This is a genomic window from uncultured Dokdonia sp., from assembly GCF_937910895.1.
Taxonomy (GTDB): domain Bacteria; phylum Bacteroidota; class Bacteroidia; order Flavobacteriales; family Flavobacteriaceae; genus Dokdonia.
In genome coordinates this window covers 1-21,544 of sequence record NZ_CALEMI010000167.1, presented here as the reverse complement: position 1 = coordinate 21,544, position 21,544 = coordinate 1, and the positions used below count along the sequence as shown (strand labels likewise).

Annotated in this window: 26 protein-coding genes; 6 read left to right on the top strand and 20 right to left on the bottom strand. The window is 35.4% G+C overall.

The window, feature by feature from the left end:
- The 4 genes from Q0505_RS21130 to Q0505_RS21115 form a co-directional block, all read left to right on the top strand.
- Positions 1-444, top strand: a 444-nt coding sequence (locus tag Q0505_RS21130; RefSeq protein WP_299217616.1) for a fatty acid desaturase, incomplete at its 5' end; no start/stop codon positions are given.
- A gap of 41 nt (positions 445-485) precedes the next feature.
- Positions 486-1,670, top strand: coding sequence for a pyridoxal phosphate-dependent aminotransferase (locus tag Q0505_RS21125; RefSeq protein ID WP_299217613.1), 1,185 nt, complete (start codon positions 486-488; stop codon positions 1,668-1,670).
- A 131-nt stretch (positions 1,671-1,801) separates the two neighbouring features.
- On the top strand, positions 1,802-2,089 hold the full coding sequence (locus Q0505_RS21120; RefSeq protein ID WP_299217610.1) for a hypothetical protein: 288 nt from the start codon (positions 1,802-1,804) through the stop codon (positions 2,087-2,089).
- A 127-nt stretch (positions 2,090-2,216) separates the two neighbouring features.
- The gene (locus Q0505_RS21115; RefSeq protein ID WP_299217607.1) at positions 2,217-3,992 is read left to right on the top strand and encodes a DUF885 family protein; all 1,776 of its coding nucleotides are present in this window, start codon (positions 2,217-2,219) and stop codon (positions 3,990-3,992) included.
- Positions 3,993-4,039: 47 nt separating this feature from the next.
- On the opposite strand, the gene Q0505_RS21110 is transcribed toward Q0505_RS21115, so the two are convergent.
- Both Q0505_RS21110 and Q0505_RS21105 read right to left on the bottom strand, forming a co-directional pair.
- Positions 4,040-5,353 carry a T9SS type A sorting domain-containing protein gene (locus Q0505_RS21110; protein ID WP_299217604.1) on the bottom strand — a complete coding sequence of 438 codons (1,314 nt, stop codon included), beginning with the start codon at positions 5,351-5,353 and terminating at the stop codon, positions 4,040-4,042.
- A 72-nt stretch (positions 5,354-5,425) separates the two neighbouring features.
- The gene (locus Q0505_RS21105; protein ID WP_299217601.1) at positions 5,426-5,806 is read right to left on the bottom strand and encodes a hypothetical protein; all 381 of its coding nucleotides are present in this window, start codon (positions 5,804-5,806) and stop codon (positions 5,426-5,428) included.
- A gap of 35 nt (positions 5,807-5,841) precedes the next feature.
- Between Q0505_RS21105 and purT the strand changes: the two genes are divergently transcribed.
- On the top strand, positions 5,842-7,005 hold the full coding sequence (purT, locus tag Q0505_RS21100) for a formate-dependent phosphoribosylglycinamide formyltransferase (RefSeq protein WP_299217598.1): 1,164 nt from the start codon (positions 5,842-5,844) through the stop codon (positions 7,003-7,005).
- 73 nt (positions 7,006-7,078) lie between these two features.
- Positions 7,079-7,801 carry a carboxypeptidase-like regulatory domain-containing protein gene (locus tag Q0505_RS21095; RefSeq protein WP_299217596.1) on the top strand — a complete coding sequence of 241 codons (723 nt, stop codon included), beginning with the start codon at positions 7,079-7,081 and terminating at the stop codon, positions 7,799-7,801.
- Here Q0505_RS21095 and Q0505_RS21090 read toward each other — a convergent pair.
- The 18 genes from Q0505_RS21090 to rplR all read right to left on the bottom strand — a co-directional run bounded on the left by Q0505_RS21090 (position 7,798) and on the right by rplR (position 21,527).
- Complete coding sequence (locus Q0505_RS21090; protein ID WP_299217593.1) at positions 7,798-8,712, bottom strand: arginine deiminase family protein; 915 nt, start codon at positions 8,710-8,712, stop codon at positions 7,798-7,800. The genes Q0505_RS21095 and Q0505_RS21090 overlap by 4 nt on opposite strands.
- Before the next feature lie 99 nt (positions 8,713-8,811).
- Positions 8,812-9,297, bottom strand: coding sequence for a GyrI-like domain-containing protein (locus tag Q0505_RS21085; RefSeq protein WP_299217590.1), 486 nt, complete (start codon positions 9,295-9,297; stop codon positions 8,812-8,814).
- Between the two features lie 91 nt (positions 9,298-9,388).
- Positions 9,389-10,675 carry a citrate synthase gene (locus tag Q0505_RS21080; protein WP_299217588.1) on the bottom strand — a complete coding sequence of 429 codons (1,287 nt, stop codon included), beginning with the start codon at positions 10,673-10,675 and terminating at the stop codon, positions 9,389-9,391.
- A gap of 1,106 nt (positions 10,676-11,781) precedes the next feature.
- Positions 11,782-13,071: a phosphopyruvate hydratase gene (gene eno, locus Q0505_RS21075; protein WP_299217585.1), complete on the bottom strand. Its 1,290-nt coding sequence runs from the start codon at positions 13,069-13,071 to the stop codon at positions 11,782-11,784.
- Positions 13,072-13,194: 123 nt separating this feature from the next.
- A complete protein-coding gene (gene carA, locus Q0505_RS21070; RefSeq protein ID WP_299217583.1) occupies positions 13,195-14,307 on the bottom strand; it encodes a glutamine-hydrolyzing carbamoyl-phosphate synthase small subunit in 1,113 nt (370 codons plus the stop codon).
- 113 nt (positions 14,308-14,420) lie between these two features.
- Positions 14,421-15,125: a hypothetical protein gene (locus Q0505_RS21065; protein WP_299217581.1), complete on the bottom strand. Its 705-nt coding sequence runs from the start codon at positions 15,123-15,125 to the stop codon at positions 14,421-14,423.
- Between the two features lie 142 nt (positions 15,126-15,267).
- The gene (gene rplQ, locus Q0505_RS21060; RefSeq protein ID WP_299217579.1) at positions 15,268-15,735 is read right to left on the bottom strand and encodes a 50S ribosomal protein L17; all 468 of its coding nucleotides are present in this window, start codon (positions 15,733-15,735) and stop codon (positions 15,268-15,270) included.
- A 48-nt stretch (positions 15,736-15,783) separates the two neighbouring features.
- On the bottom strand, positions 15,784-16,776 hold the full coding sequence (locus tag Q0505_RS21055; RefSeq protein ID WP_299217576.1) for a DNA-directed RNA polymerase subunit alpha: 993 nt from the start codon (positions 16,774-16,776) through the stop codon (positions 15,784-15,786).
- Positions 16,777-16,803: 27 nt separating this feature from the next.
- On the bottom strand, positions 16,804-17,409 hold the full coding sequence (gene rpsD / locus Q0505_RS21050) for a 30S ribosomal protein S4 (RefSeq protein ID WP_299217574.1): 606 nt from the start codon (positions 17,407-17,409) through the stop codon (positions 16,804-16,806).
- Between the two features lie 80 nt (positions 17,410-17,489).
- A complete protein-coding gene (gene rpsK / locus Q0505_RS21045) occupies positions 17,490-17,873 on the bottom strand; it encodes a 30S ribosomal protein S11 (protein ID WP_299217572.1) in 384 nt (127 codons plus the stop codon).
- A 12-nt stretch (positions 17,874-17,885) separates the two neighbouring features.
- On the bottom strand, positions 17,886-18,260 hold the full coding sequence (rpsM, locus tag Q0505_RS21040) for a 30S ribosomal protein S13 (RefSeq protein ID WP_299217569.1): 375 nt from the start codon (positions 18,258-18,260) through the stop codon (positions 17,886-17,888).
- Positions 18,261-18,265: 5 nt separating this feature from the next.
- The gene (gene ykgO, locus Q0505_RS21035) at positions 18,266-18,382 is read right to left on the bottom strand and encodes a type B 50S ribosomal protein L36 (protein WP_010519235.1); all 117 of its coding nucleotides are present in this window, start codon (positions 18,380-18,382) and stop codon (positions 18,266-18,268) included.
- A gap of 18 nt (positions 18,383-18,400) precedes the next feature.
- Complete coding sequence (infA, locus tag Q0505_RS21030) at positions 18,401-18,616, bottom strand: translation initiation factor IF-1 (protein WP_013751343.1); 216 nt, start codon at positions 18,614-18,616, stop codon at positions 18,401-18,403.
- A complete protein-coding gene (gene secY / locus Q0505_RS21025) occupies positions 18,616-19,968 on the bottom strand; it encodes a preprotein translocase subunit SecY (protein ID WP_299217566.1) in 1,353 nt (450 codons plus the stop codon). Before secY ends, infA begins: the two co-directional genes overlap by 1 nt.
- Before the next feature lie 13 nt (positions 19,969-19,981).
- A complete protein-coding gene (gene rplO, locus Q0505_RS21020) occupies positions 19,982-20,434 on the bottom strand; it encodes a 50S ribosomal protein L15 (protein ID WP_299217563.1) in 453 nt (150 codons plus the stop codon).
- 13 nt (positions 20,435-20,447) lie between these two features.
- Positions 20,448-20,627 carry a 50S ribosomal protein L30 gene (gene rpmD, locus Q0505_RS21015; protein ID WP_089373234.1) on the bottom strand — a complete coding sequence of 60 codons (180 nt, stop codon included), beginning with the start codon at positions 20,625-20,627 and terminating at the stop codon, positions 20,448-20,450.
- 11 nt (positions 20,628-20,638) lie between these two features.
- Positions 20,639-21,163 (bottom strand): 30S ribosomal protein S5, encoded by a 525-nt coding sequence (rpsE, locus tag Q0505_RS21010; RefSeq protein ID WP_299217558.1) that lies wholly within the window; start codon positions 21,161-21,163, stop codon positions 20,639-20,641.
- A gap of 7 nt (positions 21,164-21,170) precedes the next feature.
- Positions 21,171-21,527, bottom strand: coding sequence for a 50S ribosomal protein L18 (gene rplR, locus Q0505_RS21005; RefSeq protein ID WP_299217619.1), 357 nt, complete (start codon positions 21,525-21,527; stop codon positions 21,171-21,173).
- Between the last annotated feature and the right edge of the window lie 17 nt (positions 21,528-21,544).

Below are 21,544 nucleotides of genomic sequence, written 5' to 3'. Positions count from 1 at the left end.
ATTGTAATACCTCTTATATTTTCTAACATCGTTTGGTGGAAAGTATTAATAGGATTCTTTATCATGCATTACACTGCTGGTGTTATTTTAAGTCTCATATTCCAACTAGCACACATGGTAGAAGATGCACACATGCCACTACCAGATGAAACGGGTACTATGAAAAACACATGGGCAATTCATCAGTTATTTACTACTGTAAACTTTTCGACTAAAAATCGTATTATGAATTGGTTTTCTGGAGGATTAAATCATCAGGTAGAGCATCATATCTTCCCGCACATAAGTCACGTGCATTATACCAAGATTAGTAAGATTGTAAGAGATACTGCAAATGAGTTTAACTTGCCATACTTTGAGTACAAAACAACTCGTAAAGCAATTATAGCACATTTCCGACACTTACGTGAAATGGGAATGCAACCCGTAAATGTAACTGCATAAAAAGTGTATTATAACCATTATCCAACCTATATTATTACAGAATGAGTATACTTTCTAATCGTGTCATTACTATGGCAACATCTGCCACACTTGCAATGGCAGCAAAAGCAAGAGAACTACGTACTGAAGGAAAAGACATTATAGGATTAAGCCTTGGAGAGCCTGACTTTAACACTCCAGATTTTATCAAGGATGCCGCGATACAAGCGATCCATGATAATTACAACTCATATACACCAGTTGATGGATATGTAGAACTTAAAAATGCTATTATCACAAAGTTCAAGCGAGATAATGATCTTACTTACAACCCATCACAAATAGTTGTTTCTACAGGTGCTAAACAATCTTTAGCCAATATTGCACTCGTTGTTTTAAACCCTGGAGATGAAGTAATATTACCTTGTCCATATTGGGTAAGTTATAGTGATATTGTAAAAATTGCCGAAGGTGTTCCTGTAGAAGTAGAAACGTCTATAGATACTGATTTTAAAATGACAGCAGAACAGCTGGAAGCTGCGATTACACCTAAAACAAAAATGTTATGGTATAGTTCTCCTTGCAACCCATCTGGATCTGTATACAGTAAAGAAGAATTACGTGCACTTGCAGATGTACTTGTGAAATACCCACAAATAATAGTGGTGAGTGATGAAATTTATGAGCACATCAATTATGTAGGAGCACATGCAAGTATGGCTCAATTTCCAGATATGTACGACCGTACGGTTACTGTAAATGGCGTGTCAAAAGCATTTGCTATGACGGGATGGCGTATAGGATATATTGGAGGACCTACAGAAATCGCTAGAGCTTGCAATAAAATGCAAGGTCAGATTACTAGTGGCGCTAACTGTATTGCGCAACGTGCTGTAATTACCGCTCTAGAAGCAGATCCAAGCAAAGTACAATACATGGTTGACGAGTTTAAAAATAGGCGCGCGCTTATCCTTGACCTTCTCAATGAGATAGACGGATTTGTATGCAATAACCCTGACGGCGCTTTTTATGTATTTCCAGATGTAACTGCATTTTTTGGAAAAACGCTCAATGGAGTTACGATTAGAAATGCTTCAGATTTTGCTATGTACTTATTAGAACACGCAAATGTTGCTACTGTAACAGGAGACGCTTTTGGAAATCCAAACTCCATCCGAATCTCTTATGCCGCTAGTGCAGATCAAATTAAAGAAGCCATCAAACGAATTAAAGAAGCTGTTTCTTAATTCATAGTTCGCTCCTGCCTGCCGGCAAGACAGGTTCGCAAAAGCGCATACTACACATATAAAATATCAAAACCTTCTTTCTAATAAAGGAGGTTTTTTCATTCAATAACAAAATTACTATCTTTAGTATAGTGATAAAAACAAAAAGAATACATATCATTTTTTTCATCACGGGAATTATCCTGTTAATTCCCCTCATCGCCATGCAGTTTACAAATCAGGTAACTTGGAACGTGATGGATTTCATAATTGCAGGTGTCTTACTCCTGAGTACTGGGCTTCTCATTAATTACATTCAGAAGAAATTGATACGCAACACGTATCGTACGTTGATCATTATAGGTGTTATTATCCTGTTATTATTTGTATGGGTAGAGCTAGCCGTTGGTATTTTCGAAACTCCTTTTACTGGAAATTAATGAGATACATTCGTTATTTCAACTTGTATATATCATAGAAAAAATTAAGTAGATACTCGTATCTTTATGGATTCAATAACAAAGCAAAGGTGGACGTTTTTTCCGCTTTCGCGAAAGCGTATATCTCATGAAAAAAATCTTATTTCTTTATCTAATTACCATCTCAGTAATTGCTTGTAAAAAAGAAACTCCAGAATCAGCGACAAAAGACATCATTCCCTTTGCTGAATTATTAGACAACTACTACGAAGAAGGACTCAAACTGAATCCTCTTAATGCTACCATGGCTGGCGACAATCGATACAATGACCAATTTCCAGATATATTATCACCCGCATATAAAGCCAACGTAAAAGAATACTACGAGTCTTATAAATCTCAATTATCAAACTACCCAGATGCATCGTTAAGTGATACTGAAAAATTAAGTAAGGCTATCTTACAATGGGATTGTGATATAAACCTTGAGGCTCTAACGTATAAAAAAGACTTAATGCCTATAGATCAAATGTGGTCTCCACATTTAATGTTTGGTCAGTTAGCCAGTGGTGCTAGCGCACAACCCTTTGAAACCGTAGAAGATTATAGAAATTGGGAAAAGAGAGTAGATCAATATCTTGTCTGGTTATCCAGTGCTCAAAAAAATATGAAACAAGGAATGGAAGAAGGGTATACACTTCCTAAATCTTTAATTAAAAAAGTAATTCCGCAAATGGAGTCAATGGCAAAACCAGATGTAACATCGCATCTATTCTATACTCCTATTATTAATTTTCCAGAAAGTATTTCTGAAGAAGATCAAAAAGCAATTACCGCAGATTATATTGCTATGATTCAAAATAAAGTAATACCTGCCTATAGAGAGATCGCTGATTTTATGACTAAAGAATATATGGAAGCTGGACGAGACTCTTCTGGATATAGTGATCTTCCTAATGGATCTGACTATTATGACTTTGCCATAAAATATTACACCACCACGACCATGACTGCTGATAAGATCCATAATCTAGGATTAAGCGAAGTAGCACGGATTCGTACAGAAATGGAAAAAATAAAAGATGAAGTCGGTTTTAAAGGAGATCTTAAAGCCTTTTTTGACTATGTACGTACTAATAAAGAATTAATGCCTTTTTCTACTCCTGAAGAAATCATCGCTAACTTTAATGAGATGCACGCTACGATAAAGCCAAAAGTGGATGAGTTATTTAGTTTACAACCTAAAACGCCTTTTGAAGTAAGACGTACCGAAGCTTTTAGAGAAAATTCTGCAAGTGCAGAGTACAATCCAGGCTCTTTGGATGGAACCCGTCCTGGTATATTTTATACGCCTATTCCGGATGCTTCAAAATACAATGTGTACTCAGATGAATCTTTATTCTTACACGAGGCCATTCCTGGACATCACTTCCAGATTTCGCTTACGCAAGAAAGCACAGAGTTACCTCAATTTAGAAAAACGTTATGGTACAGTGCCTACGGTGAAGGTTGGGCATTATATACAGAATCTTTAGGATCGGAATTAGGATTATATACAGATCCGTATCAACTTTTTGGAATGTTAGGTGCAGAGATGCATCGCGCTGTAAGACTTGTCGTAGACACAGGGATTCACACCAAAGGCTGGAGTCGAGAAAAAGCCATTGCGTATTGCTTAGACAATGAAGCCGAAAGCGAAGCAGGTATCATCTCAGAGATTGAGCGGTATATGGCAATGCCAGGACAGGCGCTGTCTTATAAAATAGGACAATTAAAAATACGCGAACTCAGAGCTAAAGCCACCGAAGCCTTGGGTGACAAATTTGATATTAGAGAGTTTCACAAAGAAGTGTTGGAGACGGGATGTATTCCGCTGGCACTTTTGGAAGATAAAATTAACACTTGGATTGCTAGTAAAAAGTAGAAGTACGCTTTCGCGAAAGCGTATAAAATACTTTACAAAACAACATATTACATTTTAATAATGCGTCTCACTGTAGACGCATTATTATTTTGATCTGTGAGTTGAAGAAAATAGATTCCTGATTTTAGCGCACTTACATCAATGGTTGTGGTATCCTGTATTAAAATATTTTCATAAATCAATCTACCTTGCAGATCATATATAACTCCTATAGCTTGTGCAGAAAGGGTTTTTATGGTAAGAATTTCTTGAACTGGATTTGGATATACCGTTATAGCTGATGATGTAATGTCATCAACACTTAATGTCGCTGATCTAAATTCGCCTCCTTCTGGTGTGAGATAAAAAACATCAAAAAGCTGTCCATCATTGTTTGTGCTCGGGTCTTGAAAGCCCGAAAGCAACATGAGAATGGCTTGATCCTCTAGGCCTATACTTTCAGAGGGTAATTCAAAACTGAAATTAAATTGAAAATCAGAAAGCAAACCTCCACCTATATTCCCCCCATAATCACCAATCTCAATAGCTATACTCTCTTGACTACTCCATGCAGAATATGTAAAATCATTATCATCAGAATAGTCTGAAAATAAAAGTAACCTCCCTAACCGCAAAGGAGCTGCAAGTATCTGAGTACCTTGAACATCTAATGTATGATCAAAACCTATAGTACCGTGATGTACCATGATCTCTAAATCTAATTCAGAATCTGGATCAGACGCCTCAAGACGCGCTCCTTCATATACGTATACTCCAAAAGGCGCTACGTCTGTATAGGCATCGGTATCTAAAATACCGTCAATGACTGCATAATAATTTTCTTGATCTGTCAGTGATTGCACATACTCATTTAATAATATATCTCCATTACTAGCATCTCTAATTGAAATATTAACAGCATCATATTGATCTAAAACCACAGGTATAAAAGAGGTTCCCGTTTTAAAACTTAAGTCATCACCAACTAACATTCCGTTGGCAAACACATCTACTTCTTCTATAGAAGCGTCAGGTGCATTATGGACAAACTGAATATTTGCAATTTTATCTTCACTCAGTAATATAAAATCTCCGCCTTCTGGTGTGAGGTACCACGTATTAAATGGTTCTCCATCATTATTATCTTCAGGGTTTCTAAACCCAGACAATAACATCATAATTGCCTGTCCTTCCAATCCAACATCTTCTGTTTCAAGAAGAAAATCATACGGAAAGTAAAAAAACTGTGGTATCGAGTACGACTCACGTGCAACACATCCAATATTGACATCATGAGTCCAAGGGGAATACCCTGAGTATTCAGAAAAAGACACTGAACTACCAAATGCTACTGGTCCTGCTAAAATCTGACAGCCCTCCACCGTTAGTGAAGTATCAAAACCTAAAGCACCATGTTGTACCAGAACATCAAGATCTAGCCCTCCACTTATATCTTAAGCCTCTAATCTTGCTCCTTCGTATAAAAACAAATCAAACGGCTCTGCATCTGCATAGCCATCTGCATCAAAAACACCATTCAAAACCATATAATAGTTTTCTTGATCTACGAGCATACGTTCACGAGACACTAGAAAATCACTTTCGTCTGTAGCATTTGAAATGGAAATCTGTGCCATATTGCCATCAAAAGGGATATCTATAAATGCAGAACTGGTTTTAAAAGCAAGATTATCTACGACAAGAATATCATCTACATACACATCAACTTCTGTAATAGAAATATCGGGAGCGTTGTGGATAAATTGTATTTTAGCAATCTGGCTATATCCCAGTTGGGCAATGCCCATAAACAACAAGAGTAGTTTTAATTTCATAACACTATATATCAATTAGTTAAATATACAACAATATGGCTAAAATACTCCTTTTAGGTTCTGGAGAACTCGGTAAAGAATTTGTAATCGCTGCACAGCGTATAGGACAAATTGTGATTGCGGTAGATAGCTATGCAAATGCTCCCGCTATGCAGGTTGCTCATGGGTTTGAGGTGATTAATATGTTAGATGGCGATGCCTTAGATCGTATTGTTGCAAAGCACCAGCCCGATTATATTGTCCCAGAAATAGAAGCCATTCGCACCGAGCGTTTTTACGAATATGAAAAGCAAGGGTATACGGTGATTCCAAGTGCAAAAGCTGCTAATTATACGATGAATCGTAAATCGATACGTGACCTAGCTGCCAAAGAGCTTGGATTGAAAACGGCTGACTATAGGTATGCCGCTTCCGCGAAAGCGTTATCAGAAGCAGTCCAGGAAATAGGAATGCCTTGTGTGGTAAAACCACTTATGTCTTCCAGCGGAAAAGGACAAAGTACCATCAAAACTGAATCAGATATTCAAAAGGCTTGGGACTATTCGCAAGAAGGGTCTCGCGGAGATGTCGCCGAAGTGATTGTAGAGGGGTTTGTGAATTTTGAGTATGAAATCACATTACTCACAGTCACACAACGAGATGGAAAAACATTATGCTGCCCTCCTATAGGACATCGTCAAGAACGCGGTGACTATCAAGAAAGTTGGCAACCAGCAACCATGCAATCTGAACATTTACAGAAAGCTCAAGATATGGCAGCAAAAGTAACTGCTGCTCTAGGAGGTGCTGGTCTTTGGGGTGTTGAGTTTTTTATAGCAGATGATGGTGTTTATTTTTCTGAACTCTCGCCAAGACCTCATGACACAGGAATGGTTACTTTAGGAAACACACAAAACTTTAATGAGTTTGAATTACACTTACGAGCCGTCTTAGGATTACCTATCCCTGAGATTACGCAAGAACGTATTGGCGCCAGTGCTGTTATACTTGCTAGTGATCATTCTGATCATCCAATTTTTGAAGGAATTGAAGAAGTTGCTGCTGCGCCTCAAAGTGACTTTAGGCTTTTTGGAAAACCCACCTCAAGACCATATCGCAGAATGGGCGTTGTAGTTACCTATGATGGATTGAATGGAGATATAAAAGCTGTTACGGAGAGAGCAAAGGACTTAGCCTCAAAAGTGCGTGTTTTAAAATAAGTAAGGGGTATATACAATTATAATACCTGGCTAGATACTCAATTATTTTGTATCTTTAAAAGGCTATGCGCTTATGAGAGTATCTATATTCTATATCATTATTCCTTTGTTATTTTTTTCTTGCTCTAGTGAAGAAAAAAATGATCCTATAGAAATTGGATCTATAACGGGTACTGTAGACTTATTTACATCCAGAGGTGGCTATTCGCCTAACGATGGTATGCAAGTTGGTTTACAAGGAACCTCTCCTCTTATTACAGCCCTTACAAATCAGGATGGCAATTATAGATTTGATAGTATACCCTATGGCCGTTATGATTTACAATTTGAAAAAGAAGATTTTGGGACATTCAAAAGAGGTGATATTATACATCAACGTGAAGAAACAACCATTGAAGCATTTGAGAGATTAGGGAGAAAATCAACGACGGAGATTCATCAATTACAAATTTCTGAGACAGCTACAGGGATTATATTGTCAATAGTCACCTCCCCTCCTGCACGTACGGCAAACATACGATATGTACGTGTGTTTTTTAATATAGGAAGTGAGGCTAGTAATCATATTTTTGGTTATTTTTCACCTGTATTACAAGCTGAATTTACACCATTTATTCAGCATTACACCTTTGAAGAGTTTCATAATTTAGGATTCATTTCTGGAGCTACTATACACATAAAAGCGTACGGAGAGTCTTTATTAAGTAATGAATACAATGATCCCAACAACGGGGATTTTATATTTCCAAATCTTAACGGCCATACGACATCTGGAGTCTCTTTTATTATGCCTTAATCTCTAACTAAAGGAAGTGTGCTACAACGCAGTAAGCCTTCTTGCTTTGCAATTTCAGCATAAGGGACTTCTTCAACAGTAATGTCATGAGATCGTAACCATGTATTTAAACGCGTGAAGTTTTTTTCAGAAATCACAACATCTGGAGCAATACTAAAGACATTGCTATTCATATTGTACATCTCTTCTTTAGAAATCTCAAAGACATTTTCTTTTCCAAACAAATTAACTAACCATTCATATTCTTCTTCCTTCAAAAAGCCATTTTTATGAATAATAGCTTTATCGGTTCCTACTGGTTGAAAGCAACAGTCTAAGTGAAGTGCATTTTCTTTAGGGTCTGTATTATGCTTGCGTAATTCAAAAGAGACTACCTTTTTTTTAGGAAATAGTGCCGCTAGGTATTGAACTGCTTCTTTATTTGTTCTAGCAGTAATAAAATCAGCGTAATCATCTCCTGAGTAGGTTCCCACAAAAATATAGTCTCCCCAAGGCATAACGTCACCCCCTTCTACGTGAGCATCTTCTGGTAAACGAAATATATGTGTTGCAGGGATTTGATTTATGACGTGTTGTATAGCCTCTATTTCTCGTTCTCGATCTGGAAGTATGTTGGCTTTTATAAACTTATTATCTATCACAAAACCTATGTCTCTAGAGAAAATCTGATTATAATCTTGTATGACTTTAGGTCTAAATACTTCTACATCATATTTTTCAAAAACAGCAGCTACAGCTTCCATTTCTATGACCATGTCTTCTTCTATAGGATACGTTCCCGCTTGAATATGTTGTGCGCTTTTAGGATCGTAAGCATCTTCTAGTTTAGGAATTGACCCACAGCTCTCTGCTGTTCCCAAAATGACTGCACGCAACCGCGAAGTCTCATCATGTATATGTAATTTAAGCATTCGACTAAGATACTAATCTCCAAGTTTGATCACAAGAAATAAAAACAAACACATTACGATAACGCATTCTATTTTATCTATTGATTATCATACGTAAATTTATTTTATTGGAATCCAAACTTCTTCTCTTGCTTCTGGATTCATAGGACCTAGATAGTCTGAGTCCATATATTCAAAATGAGGACGATGATCTAGTTGATACTTTGAATTTGGCAACCAATCTTCATAAATATATTGTGCCATCTTATAAAAGGCACTTGGGATTCCTTGATATTGAAATACCGCCCACTTTCCAGCTGGAATTATGAGTATCTCCATTCCTTTAGGGACTTCTACCATATTTTTCACTTCTATCCCCGCCCATTTATCAAAAAGAGTTGTATGTGAAAATTCTCCTCTTACAAATCCTTCATCATATACTTGAATACTATAGCTCCCATCACAGAGAGCATTTGTTATCTCCTTTCTTTGAGAACCGAATTTTTTCCATAATAGCCTGGTTTTATCTTCAGAAAGAGACATTACTTCATATAAGCCTATGATTATTTTTTCAGGTATTATTTTAATTTCTGGTGGATGCATCATTATAAGTTTTCACGAAAGTGAAATTACGATATTTCAAAAAAAAAGAGCAAACAATGTGTTTCCTCTTTTTAATCTAAAATATATGGTATGTTTATCTTTCGGATACAGGGACAAAGTCACGTAAATTCTCACCAATGTATACTTGACGTGGACGTCCAATTGGTTCTTTCCCTTCACGCATTTCTTTCCATTGTGCGATCCAACCTGGTAAACGTCCTAGTGCAAACATCACCGTAAACATTTCTACTGGAATTCCTAATGCTCTATAAATAATACCTGAATAAAAATCTACATTAGGATATAATTTGCGATCTACAAAATAAGGATCTTCTAATGCTTCTTTTTCTAATCCTTTAGCAATATCTAATACGGGATCTTCTATCCCTAACATATTTAAAACATCATCTGCGGCAACTTTTATAATTTTTGCACGTGGGTCAAAGTTTTTATATACTCTATGACCAAAGCCCATTAAGCGGAACGGATCTTCTTTATCCTTTGCTTTTGCCATGTATTTTTTTGTATCACCTCCATCTTCCTTAATCGCTTCAAGCATTTCTATAACAGCTTGATTGGCTCCTCCGTGAAGTGGCCCCCATAATGCCGATATACCCGCAGAAATAGAAGCAAATAATCCTGCGTGTGATGATCCTACTATACGAACGGTAGATGTAGAACAGTTTTGCTCATGATCTGCATGTAAAATCAATAACTTATCTAATGCATCTATGACAGACTTGTCTACCTTGTACTCTTCATTAGGTCTTGCAAACATCATTTTATGAAGATTTGCCACATACCCAAGACTATTGTCTCCATAGTCTAAGGGTTGGCTTTTCTTTTTGCGTAATGCCCAAGCAGCGAGTACTGGAAATTTTGCAAGTAACTTTACGATTGCCGTATACATTTCTTCCTCTGAATCTACATTTACAGAGTTAGGGTTGAAAGCTATTAACGCTGATGTAAGCGCACTTAAAACTCCCATAGGATGCGCAGACTTAGGAAAACCATCTAAGATTTTCTTCATGTCTTCATCTACATGAGATTCTGCTTTTATATCATTATGAAACTTCTCTAGTTGTACTTTTGACGGCAACTCTCCAAAGATTAATAGATAAGCTACTTCTAAAAAATCTGCTTTTTCTGCAAGTGATTCTATAGAATACCCTCTATATCGTAAAATCCCTTTTTCTCCATCTAAGAAGGTGATCGCACTTTCACAAGAACCCGTATTTTTATAACCAGGATCAATAGTTGTGATACCTCCTGTTACTCCTCTAAGGGTTTTTATATCAATTGCTTTTTCGTTTTCTGTTCCGGTGATGATAGGAAAATCATAAGATTGACCGTCTATGGTTAGCGTTGCTTTTTCTGCCATGCTTTTTTTTTGAAATTTTAAGGTGATAATTCCTTTTGTTAGAAGGATTGCTAATTTACAAAAAAACAGTCGATTTTTTCAATTTTACCCTACAGTAAAGCACTTAAAAAAAACTTAAATTAAATGAAAAACGTTTAGAGTTGTAACCACTAACAATAAGTAACTTGTTAAAAGTCTTTAATTCAGTAAATTTTTAACCTCTTTTAGACAAAGAAAAAAAGAGTCCCTTTAATTTTATACGCTTTCGCGAAAGCGTACTTAAAATGAAAACCTTTATAGAATGAACCAAATGATATGTTCATTGGATTATCAACATAAACTTGTCAAGGCATTTTATTTGAGAATAGATCATTCACTAAATAGTTCTCGGGATGAGGCTATAAGGTATTCAAGAGAATATATGTTTTTTAATTTCTGAAACAATCTTTGAAGTATTGAACCCCAATCTAAAATTGAAACAAATCTTGAATCTTACTAAAAAACAGGATTAGTTCATATAGCCATTTTGAACATGTTGTGGCTCCGCTTTTTAAAGCAAAATTTGAGTATTAAAAAAGAGCTTATACCATAGCATAAGCTCTTTACCCAACTTCAAACCTAAATTTTGGTATTTAAAATACCAAAAAATAATTCTTAAAAAGAGCGAGTCATTAGGCGTTCAAGCTTCATCTCCCGCTCTTTACCCAACTTAAAATCATTCTGCCTGTTTATTCACTAACGTGCAATACAATCGTTGAGTTAAGAATTTAAAAGATCGAGTTAGGCTTTATTATAACTTTAAAATAATGAATAGCTATAGATTCAGACTAAGTAGGTTTTCTTTTAAGTTCTAATAGATTTGGATGATAAATGTATACAAAAAGTAAATAATCAACAAGAATAAAAAGAAAGATAATTCTTACATATCTTAAAAAGATATGTAATATTCTAAAAATTAGTCATTTAAAATTTAAATATTTTAATTTGAATTTGAATTTGAGGTAAATAAATCAATATAATAGTATCAAAAAACATGTACTTAGTCTACATAAAATTGTCTTTTGTCGATATTAGAGCGTAAAAAAGCCTCCAAGTTGGAGGCTTTAATTTTGTCTTGAAAAGATATGTTATTTTAATTTAAAAGCTTTTTCACCAGGAAAATAAGCCATTTCTGCTAATTGTTCTTCTATACGAAGTAACTGATTGTACTTTGCCATTCTATCAGATCTTGAAGCAGATCCAGTTTTGATTTGACCTGTATTAAGTGCTACAGCTAGATCTGCAATAGTATTATCTTCTGTCTCGCCAGATCTATGAGACATCACAGAGGTATACCCTGCATTATGCGCCATATTTACAGCAGCAATTGTCTCGGTTAATGTTCCTATTTGATTTACTTTAATAAGAATAGAATTTGCAATTCCATTTTCTATTCCTCTTGAAAGACGTTCAACGTTGGTAACAAACAAGTCGTCTCCAACTAGTTGTACTTTATCACCAATATTGTCTGTTAAATATTTCCATCCATCCCAATCGTTCTCATCCATCCCATCTTCTATAGATATAATTGGATAATTCTCGGCTAAAGATGCTAGGTAATCTGCTTGCTCTTCGCTAGTACGTATGACTCCTGAAGCTCCTTCAAATTTTGTATAATCGTATTTTCCATTTACATAAAACTCTGCAGCAGCACAGTCTAGGGCAATCATAATTTCATCTCCCCAAGTATATCCTGCGTTCTCTACAGCCAATTTTATAGCGTCTAATGCATCTTCTGTTCCATCAAGTGCTGGTGCAAAACCTCCTTCATCTCCTACAGCCGTACTTAAGTTACGATCATGAAGTACTTTTTTAAGATTATGAAAAATCTCAGTACCCATTTTCATGGCTTCTGTAAAGCTTTTTGCTTTTACTGGCATAACCATAAATTCTTGAAAAGCAATAGGTGCATCACTATGAGAACCTCCATTAATGATATTCATCATAGGTACTGGTAGCGTGTTTGCACTTACCCCTCCTACATATCTATATAGAGGCATATTCAACTCAGCGGCGGCAGCTTTAGCGCAAGCTAAAGAAACACCTAATATAGCATTTGCTCCTAGTTTTGATTTATTAGGAGTTCCATCTAGATCAATCATCAATTGATCTATTAAATTTTGCTCAAAAACTGATGTTCCCAATAATTCTGCAGCAATAATTGAATTTACGTTACTTACAGCTTCTTGTACGCCTTTGCCCATGTATGCATCACCTCCATCTCTTAACTCCACAGCTTCATGCTCTCCCGTTGAGGCTCCTGATGGTACAGCTGCACGTCCTATCATTCCGTTTTCTGTGTACACATCTACTTCTACTGTAGGGTTTCCTCTAGAGTCAAAAATTTGTCTTGCGTGAATATCTATTATTATGCTCATAGTATTATTTTTTTTAGTGGCTGAAAGATACAATTTGTCGTGTTTACAACCTTAAAATTTGACGAATAGTAACGATAACGTTTTCGCATACAAGTGATTTGTATAAAACAAAATATGTAACTATTATACTTTACTCTTTTTAATATTCTCTATAAACTGATCAAAAAGATATGTTGCATCATTTGGTCCTGGACTAGCTTCTGGATGATATTGTACAGAAAAACAATTTTTATTTTTAATCCTAATACCCGCAACAGTGTGATCATTAAGATGTACATGGGTAATCTCTACATTAGCATTAGCCTCTGTTTCTTCTCTATTAATAGCAAATCCATGATTTTGAGATGTAATTTCTCCCTTTCCCGTAATCAGATTTTTTATAGGGTGGTTGATCCCTCTATGGCCATTGTGCATTTTGTACGTAGAAATTCCATTAGCTAGTGCAATCACTTGATGTCCTAAACAAATTCCAAATAATGGCTGATCTTCTTCTATAATGTCTTTAGCTACTTGTATGGCATTTTCTAATGGTTCTGGATCTCCAGGGCCGTTAGACAGAAAGTATCCATCTGCACCCCATTTTTTCATTTCTTGATAAGAGGTATCATAAGGAAATACTTTTATATACACGCCTCGTTTTGAAAAATTACGCAAAATGTTGCGTTTGATTCCTATATCTAATGCTGCTATTTTAATGGCAGCATCTTCTTCTCCAAAAAAGTAAGGTTCTTTTGTAGAAACTTTTGAGGCAAGCTCTAAACCATTCATACTAGGAACTTCTGCTAGCTGAGCTTTAAGAGCCTCTATATTATCAACATCTGTAGATATAACAGCATTCATGGCGCCATGATCTCTTATATATGCTACTAATGCTCTTGTATCTACATCCGATATTGCAAAAAGATGATTAGAGGTAAGAAAATCTTCTAGAGATTCCTGAGCATCTTGTCTCGAGTAGGTATAACTGAAATTTCTACATATAAGACCTGATATTTTAACTCCATCAGATTCTGTTTCTTCATTAGTTGCGCCATAGTTTCCTATATGTGCGTTTGTAGTCACCATAAGTTGACCAAAATAAGAAGGATCTGTAAAAATTTCTTGATATCCTGTCATTCCTGTATTAAAGCATACCTCCCCAAAAGATGTACCTTCTTTATTTCCTACAGATTTACCATAAAAAATAGTTCCATCTGCAAGTAAAATGAGTGCTGGACGTCGAGACTGATATTTCATAAAATTATAATTTGTGCAAATATATTATATAGCTTAAAATACTTAGGCATAAAAAAAGAGCTTTTTTTAAAAGCTCTTTTTTTATGTTGTGAAAATTTTTCAAAATAGTATTACTATAATGTTCTGTAATAACTAACGATCTTCTGTAAATCTTTTTCGTCTTTAAAATTGAGATTATTGTCTTTTGCATATTGCTCTACAACCGAAGACTTAGAACCTGCTGCTTTAAGAATTTCAGACTTTTTAAGTTTAAGTCTTTTAAAAGACTTCCCTTTCTTTACGTAATAACTATCTCTTAAAATATACTTATCATTTGTACGAGCAAGAAGTGGATTAGGATTACCCTCTCTAATATCAATAGTGTAATCTTTATAAATTTCAAAATCTTTACTCTCTGCAATAACTTCAAAAACTCTATAAGCACCATCTACTGGAGAATAGATATTTTTAAAAACTCTATTGTTAATTACAATTTCCTTAATGTTTGTAAAATCAAATGTAAAAATAGTTTCACTGTCTATTTTAGATTCAAAAACATTACGTTTAGCATTAAAGTTAATGTTACTGTTAAGTCTAATAGGTTTCTCTTGAACATTTGTTACTATCAATGTATTATTGTTCCATCCGTCAAATAGATATACTGTTCCTTCTATAGGCCTGGGTGGATTATTTACAATACTAGAAGCTCCAATATTTGCCCCATCTGGTCCATAGGTCGCAAGTGCTCCTAACGTATTGTTATTAGGGTTTACTGCTTGTGCGTATCCGTATCCTGTAGAAAGTATAAAGGATACCAAAACAATCATTAATTTTTTCATAGTTTATTTATTTCTTAATTATATTTTTATTTAAGTCAAATATCTTACCAAAAATCAATTTGACAGTGTAAAAATAAAAAAAGGGATTTACCTTGCGGTAAATCCCGATACTATTTAACCTTTTTGTAACAGGTTTACCGATCTATTCTTCCTCGTTAGAAGTCGTTTCTGCAACTAGAGGTGCTTCAGTTTTAGATGACTTACCACGACGAGTAGATTTCTTTTTAGTAGGCTTACCAGCATTATAAACTTCATTATAATCTACAAGTTCAATCATAGCCATGTCTGCATTATCTCCAAGACGATTACCTAATTTGATAATACGAGTATATCCGCCTGGACGATCTCCAACTTTTACAGCTACATCTCTAAAAAGTTCTGTTACGGCATCTTTTTGACGTAATCGAGCAAATACAATACGTCTGTTATGTGTTGTATCGTTTTTAGATTTTGTAACTAAAGGTTCTACAAATTGTCTAAGAGCTTTAGCCTTTGCAACTGTTGTGTTAATTCTTTTATGCTCAATTAGGGAACAAGCCATATTAGCCAGCATTGACTTTCTATGTGCCGTTTTTCTTCCTAAATGATTAATTTTCTTTCCGTGTCTCATTATTCTTAATATTATTTATTCGCTTTCGCGAAAGCGTACAAATCGTAATTAATCTTTATCTAGTTTGTATTTTGATAAATCCATACCAAAATTAAGACCTTTTACATTTACAAGTTCCTCAAGTTCTGTCAATGACTTCTTACCAAAGTTTCTAAACTTCATAAGATCGTTTTTATTGAAAGAAACAAGATCTCCCAATGTATCAACTTCAGCTGCTTTAAGACAGTTAAGAGCACGTACTGAAAGGTCCATGTCAATTAATTTTGTCTTTAAAAGCTGTCTCATGTGAAGCGACTCTTCATCATAGGTTTCTGTTTGAGCAATCTCATCTGCTTCCAGAGTGATACGCTCATCAGAAAACAACATAAAGTGGTGTATAAGTGTTTTTGCCGCTTCAGTAAGTGCTTCTTTTGGATGAATAGAACCGTCAGTAATAATTTCAAAGATTAATTTTTCATAATCTGTTTTTTGCTCTACACGGTAGTTTTCTATACTATATTTAACATTTCTAATAGGTGTATATATAGAATCTGTAAATATAGTTCCAAGAGGTGCATTTGATTTTTTATTTTCTTCTGCTGGTACGTACCCTCTTCCTTTTTCTATGGTAATTTCCATATTAAGGTTTACCTTCTTATCCATATTTGCGATAACAAGGTCAGGGTTTAATACTTGAAAACCAGAAATAAATTTCTGAAAGTCTCCTGCAGTAAGCTGATCTATTCCTGACAGAGAAATAGTAACAGTTTCGTTATCTATCTCTTCTATTTGTCTCTTAAAACGTACTTGTTTTAAATTAAGAATAATCTCAGTAACATCTTCAACTACTCCAGCGATTGTAGAAAACTCATGATCTACGCCTTCTATACGTACAGAAGTGATTGCAAAACCTTCTAAAGAAGAAAGTAATACACGTCTTAAAGCGTTTCCTACGGTTAATCCATAACCAGGTTCTAAAGGTCTAAACTCAAACTTGCCCTCAAAATCAGTAGAGTCAATCATAATGACTTTATCAGGCTTTTGGAAATTTAATATTGCCATATCGTGTTTTCTAGCTTTAGTTAATTTTTACTTAGAGTACAATTCGACGATGAATTGCTCATTGATGTTTTCAGGTATTTGAAGACGCTGAGGAACAGATACAAATGTCCCTTCTTTCTTATCATTATTCCAAGATATCCACTCATATACCTGACTTGCGTTAGATAATGAATTGGTAATAACTTCTAATGATTTTGACTTTTCGCGTACAGCGATTACATCACCAGGCTTTACTTGATAAGATGGGATATTTACAATACCACCATTTACAGTAATATGACGATGAGATACTAATTGTCGCGATCCATTTCTAGATGGAGCAATCCCCATTCTATATACAACATTGTCTAGACGTTGTTCACATAGTTGAAGTAAAACTTCACCAGTAATACCACTAGATCTATTTGCTTTTGTATATAGATTTCTAAATTGGCGCTCAAGTATCCCGTACGTATACTTTGCTTTTTGTTTTTCTTGTAATTGAACAGCGTACTCGGATTTTTTTCCTCTTCTTCTGTTGTTTCCGTGCTGTCCTGGAGGATAATTTCTTTTTTCAAAAGATTTATCTTCTCCGTAAATTGCTTCACTAAATTTACGAGCAATTTTAGTCTTAGGACCAGTATATCTTGCCATTAAAAAAGTTTTTTTGGAGGGGGTTAGGAATTAAGGTCAATCCTTCGCAAACCATATTCCCTCTAGATATTAAATTAAAATTAAACGCGACGTCTTTTTGGAGGACGACATCCATTGTGTGGTGCTGGTGTTACATCAATAATTTCTGTAACCTCAATACCACTATTATGAATAGATCTGATAGCAGACTCACGTCCATTACCTGGTCCTTTCACATATACTTTTACTTTACGCAAGCCAGCTTCATGAGCAACTTTCGCACAGTCTTCTGCAGCAGTTTGGGCAGCATAAGGAGTATTCTTTTTAGAACCTCTAAAACCCATTTTACCAGCAGATGACCAAGAAATCACATCTCCTTTTTTATTTGTTAACGAAATAATCAAATTATTAAAAGAAGCTGAGATGTGTGCTTCACCTACAGAGTCTACAACAACTTTACGTTTTTTTGTACTTTGCTTTGCCATTACTACAAGTTATTATTTAGTTGCTTTCTTCTTGTTTGCAACAGTTTTACGCTTTCCTTTTCTTGTACGAGAGTTATTCTTTGTACGTTGACCTCTTAATGGAAGTCCTGAACGATGACGAATACCTCTGTAACATCCGATATCCATTAAACGCTTAATGTTTAATGAAACCTCACTACGCAATTCTCCTTCGATTGTGAAGGCGCCCACTGCATCACGAATTCGACCTATTTCGTCGTCATCCCAATCAGACACTTTTTTGTCTTCTGATACATTAGCAGTAGCCAAAATTTCTTGAGCTCTACTTCTACCGATTCCAAAGATGTATGTTAGCGCAATTACACCTCTCTTTTGTTTTGGGATATCTATCCCTGCAATTCTAGCCATAATTCTTAACCTTGTCTTTGTTTAAACCTAGGGTTCTTTTTATTAATTACGTATAATCTGCCTTTGCGACGTACAATCTTGCAATCGGCACTTCTCTTTTTTATAGATGCTCTTACTTTCATATCAAGCTTGTTTACCCGTTAGTAACGGTATGTTATACGAGCCTTAGATAAATCATAAGGACTCATTTCTAATTTTACTTTATCTCCAGGTAATAATTTAATATAGTGCATACGCATCTTACCTGATATATGCGCAGTCACTACGTGACCGTTTTCTAGTTCAACTCTGAACATTGCATTAGACAATGCTTCAATGATTGACCCGTCTTGTTCTATAGCTGCTTGTTTTGCCATTATGCTACTGCTTTACGATTTTTACCTGATTTCATAAGACCATCATAATGTCTATTAAGCAGATATGAGTTTACTTGTTGCATAGTATCTATAGCTACACCTACCATAATCAATAAAGATGTACCTCCATAAAAGAGAGCCCAACCTTGTTGTATTCCAATAACTTTATGAGCTATAGCAGGAAATATGGCAATAAGTGCTAAAAATACGGAGCCAGGTAATGTGATTTGAGACATAATCTTATCCAGATATTCTGCCGTTTCACTTCCTGGACGAATTCCAGCTATAAAGCCTCCACTACGTTTTAAATCATCAGCCATTTTATTAGTAGGAACTGTTATAGCAGTATAAAAATAAGTAAAGACTATAATTAATAATCCAAATACAAGGTTATACCAAAATCCAAATATATTCCCTCCAAACTCTTGTTGTAACCATTGACCAGTACTTGTGTTTTCAAGAAAACTAGCACCTCCAATTAAACCAGGAACAAACATGATAGCTTGTGCAAAGATAATTGGCATTACACCAGAAGCATTTAACTTAAGGGGTATATATTGTCTGTTACCAAAAACATTTTTCTCATAAGCACCACTAGCAGTACGTCTAGCATAGGATACTGGAATTTGACGAACAGCCATCACCAAGAGTACTGATAATAAAATGATAACAAACCAAACTACCAATTCAATAAGAATCATAATAATTCCTCCATTAGATTCAGTAACACGGGCTACCCATTCCTGAATAAATGAAAGTGGCATAGTAGCGATAATACCTACCATAATTAATAATGATATACCATTACCTATACCTTTATCCGTAATCTTCTCTCCTAACCACATTGCAAAAATACAACCTGTTACAAGTATTAATACAGATGAAACATAGAATGTAGGTGTAAGACCTAATACAAAAGCATCGGTTCCTCCCATTAGCGTTGGCAATGCTGCTAGATACCCAGGTGCCTGAAGTAAACAAATAGCGATGGTTAACCATCTTGTTATTTGATTAATTTTACGTCTTCCACTCTCACCTTCTTTTTGTAGTTTTTGTAAATAAGGAATCGCTATTCCCATTAATTGTACTACAATAGATGCAGAAATATAAGGCATAATACCAAGAGCAAATACAGATGCATTTGAAAACGCACCTCCCGTAAAAGCACTTAGCAGACCTAAAAGTCCTTGACTTGTACTATCTTGAAGACCTCCTAATTTAGAAGCATCAATACCTGGCAATACTACTTGAGCACCAAAACGATATACGAGGAGAAGCATTAACGTAAGCAAAATGCGATTCTTAAGCTCGTCAATCTTCCAAATATTTTTTATTGTATCTATAAATTTCATCCTCTTATATCAATTATAAAGTTACGGCTTCACCCCCAACAGCTTCAACAGCTTGTTTTGCTGACGCTGTAAATTTGTGAGCAGTGACTTTAAGCTTTGCTTTGAGTTCTCCTCTACCTAATATTTTCACTAAGTCATTTTTACCGACAAGACGATTTTCGATTAGTACATCTAAAGTCACTTCATCTTTGATACGACCTGCATCAACATATTCTTGAAGTGTGTCTAAATTAACGCCTGCATATTCTTTACGGTTAACGTTTTTAAATCCAAATTTAGGAACACGTCTTTGTAAAGGCATTTGACCTCCTTCAAAACCAATTTTCTTAGAATAACCAGAACGAGATTTTTGTCCTTTATGACCACGACCAGCTGTTCCTCCGTTACCAGTTGCCTGGCCACGACCTCTACGGCTATCGTTTTTCTTAACTGAACCCTTTGCAGGTTGTAAAGTATTTAAATTCATCTATACTAATTATTTATGCTTCTTCTACAGAAACCAAATGACTTACTTTATTTATCATACCAAGTATATTAGGAGTATTCTCATGCTCCTTCACTTGACCCATCTTTCTTAATCCAAGAGCCTCAAGGGTTCTTTTCTGATCTACAGGACGATTAATCGCACTACGGATCTTTGTTACTTTGATCTTTGCCATAACTACTTGGTTTAACCTTTAAAAACTTTATCTAACGAAATTCCTCTTTGCTTTGCCACAGTCTCAGCACTTCTTAACTGAAGTAATGCGTCAAAAGTAGCTTTTACAACATTATGAGGATTTGATGATCCTTGGTTCTTAGATAATACATCGTGTATTCCTACAGACTCCAATACAGCTCTTATAGCTCCACCAGCAATTACTCCTGTACCAGCAGCAGCTGGCATCAATAATACTCTAGCTCCACCATACTTCCCCTTTTGTTCGTGAGGGATAGATTTCTTATTTAAAGGAATACGAACTAAGTTTTTCTTAGCATCTTCTACTGCTTTTGCGATTGCAGAAGCAACTTCTTTAGATTTTCCTAATCCTTGACCAACAACACCGTTTTCATCACCTACAACAACAATTGCAGAAAAACCAAAGGCTCTACCTCCTTTTGTTACTTTAGTAACACGTTGCACACCTACTAAGCGATCTTTAAGTTCTAAACCACTAGGTTTAACTAACTCTACGTTTTTATAATTCTGGTACATAATTTATTTAGAATTTAAGTCCGCCTTCACGAGCGCCTTCTGCTAGTTGTTTTACTCTTCCGTGATACAGGTAACCTCCTCTGTCAAAAGAAATGGTGTCAACACCTGCCTTTACGGCTTTCTCTGCGATTGCTTTACCTACCAACTTTGCTGCCTCCACTTTATTTGCTTTAGCAGCATCTATATCTTTGTCTCTTGAGGAAGCTGCAGTGATAGTTTTACCACTTACATCATCGATCAATTGAGCATAAATTTCTTTATTGCTTCGGAAAACTGCCAAGCGCGGACGTTGAACAGTTCCTGTTACAGTTTTACGTATTCTAAAACGTAAACGCTGTCTTCTGTCTTGTTTTGATAATTTCATAACGTTCTTATTGCTTA

What these genes read in the sequence shown, in the direction of transcription:
- Q0505_RS21125 (WP_299217613.1), top strand. Translation starts at nt 486, where the DNA reads ATGAGTATACTTTCTAATCGTGTCATTACTATGGCAACATCTGCCACA.
- Q0505_RS21115 (WP_299217607.1), top strand. Translation starts at nt 2,217, where the DNA reads ATGAAAAAAATCTTATTTCTTTATCTAATTACCATCTCAGTAATTGCT.
- Q0505_RS21105 (WP_299217601.1), bottom strand. Translation starts at nt 5,806, where the DNA reads ATGAAATTAAAACTACTCTTGTTGTTTATGGGCATTGCCCAACTGGGA.
- purT (WP_299217598.1), top strand. Translation starts at nt 5,842, where the DNA reads ATGGCTAAAATACTCCTTTTAGGTTCTGGAGAACTCGGTAAAGAATTT.
- Q0505_RS21095 (WP_299217596.1), top strand. Translation starts at nt 7,079, where the DNA reads ATGAGAGTATCTATATTCTATATCATTATTCCTTTGTTATTTTTTTCT.
- Q0505_RS21090 (WP_299217593.1), bottom strand. Translation starts at nt 8,712, where the DNA reads ATGCTTAAATTACATATACATGATGAGACTTCGCGGTTGCGTGCAGTC.
- Q0505_RS21085 (WP_299217590.1), bottom strand. Translation starts at nt 9,297, where the DNA reads ATGATGCATCCACCAGAAATTAAAATAATACCTGAAAAAATAATCATA.
- Q0505_RS21080 (WP_299217588.1), bottom strand. Translation starts at nt 10,675, where the DNA reads ATGGCAGAAAAAGCAACGCTAACCATAGACGGTCAATCTTATGATTTT.
- eno (WP_299217585.1), bottom strand. Translation starts at nt 13,071, where the DNA reads ATGAGCATAATAATAGATATTCACGCAAGACAAATTTTTGACTCTAGA.
- carA (WP_299217583.1), bottom strand. Translation starts at nt 14,307, where the DNA reads ATGAAATATCAGTCTCGACGTCCAGCACTCATTTTACTTGCAGATGGA.
- Q0505_RS21065 (WP_299217581.1), bottom strand. Translation starts at nt 15,125, where the DNA reads ATGAAAAAATTAATGATTGTTTTGGTATCCTTTATACTTTCTACAGGA.
- rplQ (WP_299217579.1), bottom strand. Translation starts at nt 15,735, where the DNA reads ATGAGACACGGAAAGAAAATTAATCATTTAGGAAGAAAAACGGCACAT.
- Q0505_RS21055 (WP_299217576.1), bottom strand. Translation starts at nt 16,776, where the DNA reads ATGGCAATATTAAATTTCCAAAAGCCTGATAAAGTCATTATGATTGAC.
- rpsD (WP_299217574.1), bottom strand. Translation starts at nt 17,409, where the DNA reads ATGGCAAGATATACTGGTCCTAAGACTAAAATTGCTCGTAAATTTAGT.
- rpsK (WP_299217572.1), bottom strand. Translation starts at nt 17,873, where the DNA reads ATGGCAAAGCAAAGTACAAAAAAACGTAAAGTTGTTGTAGACTCTGTA.
- rpsM (WP_299217569.1), bottom strand. Translation starts at nt 18,260, where the DNA reads ATGGCTAGAATTGCAGGGATAGATATCCCAAAACAAAAGAGAGGTGTA.
- ykgO (WP_010519235.1), bottom strand. Translation starts at nt 18,382, where the DNA reads ATGAAAGTAAGAGCATCTATAAAAAAGAGAAGTGCCGATTGCAAGATT.
- infA (WP_013751343.1), bottom strand. Translation starts at nt 18,616, where the DNA reads ATGGCAAAACAAGCAGCTATAGAACAAGACGGGTCAATCATTGAAGCA.
- secY (WP_299217566.1), bottom strand. Translation starts at nt 19,968, where the DNA reads ATGAAATTTATAGATACAATAAAAAATATTTGGAAGATTGACGAGCTT.
- rplO (WP_299217563.1), bottom strand. Translation starts at nt 20,434, where the DNA reads ATGAATTTAAATACTTTACAACCTGCAAAGGGTTCAGTTAAGAAAAAC.
- rpmD (WP_089373234.1), bottom strand. Translation starts at nt 20,627, where the DNA reads ATGGCAAAGATCAAAGTAACAAAGATCCGTAGTGCGATTAATCGTCCT.
- rpsE (WP_299217558.1), bottom strand. Translation starts at nt 21,163, where the DNA reads ATGTACCAGAATTATAAAAACGTAGAGTTAGTTAAACCTAGTGGTTTA.
- rplR (WP_299217619.1), bottom strand. Translation starts at nt 21,527, where the DNA reads ATGAAATTATCAAAACAAGACAGAAGACAGCGTTTACGTTTTAGAATA.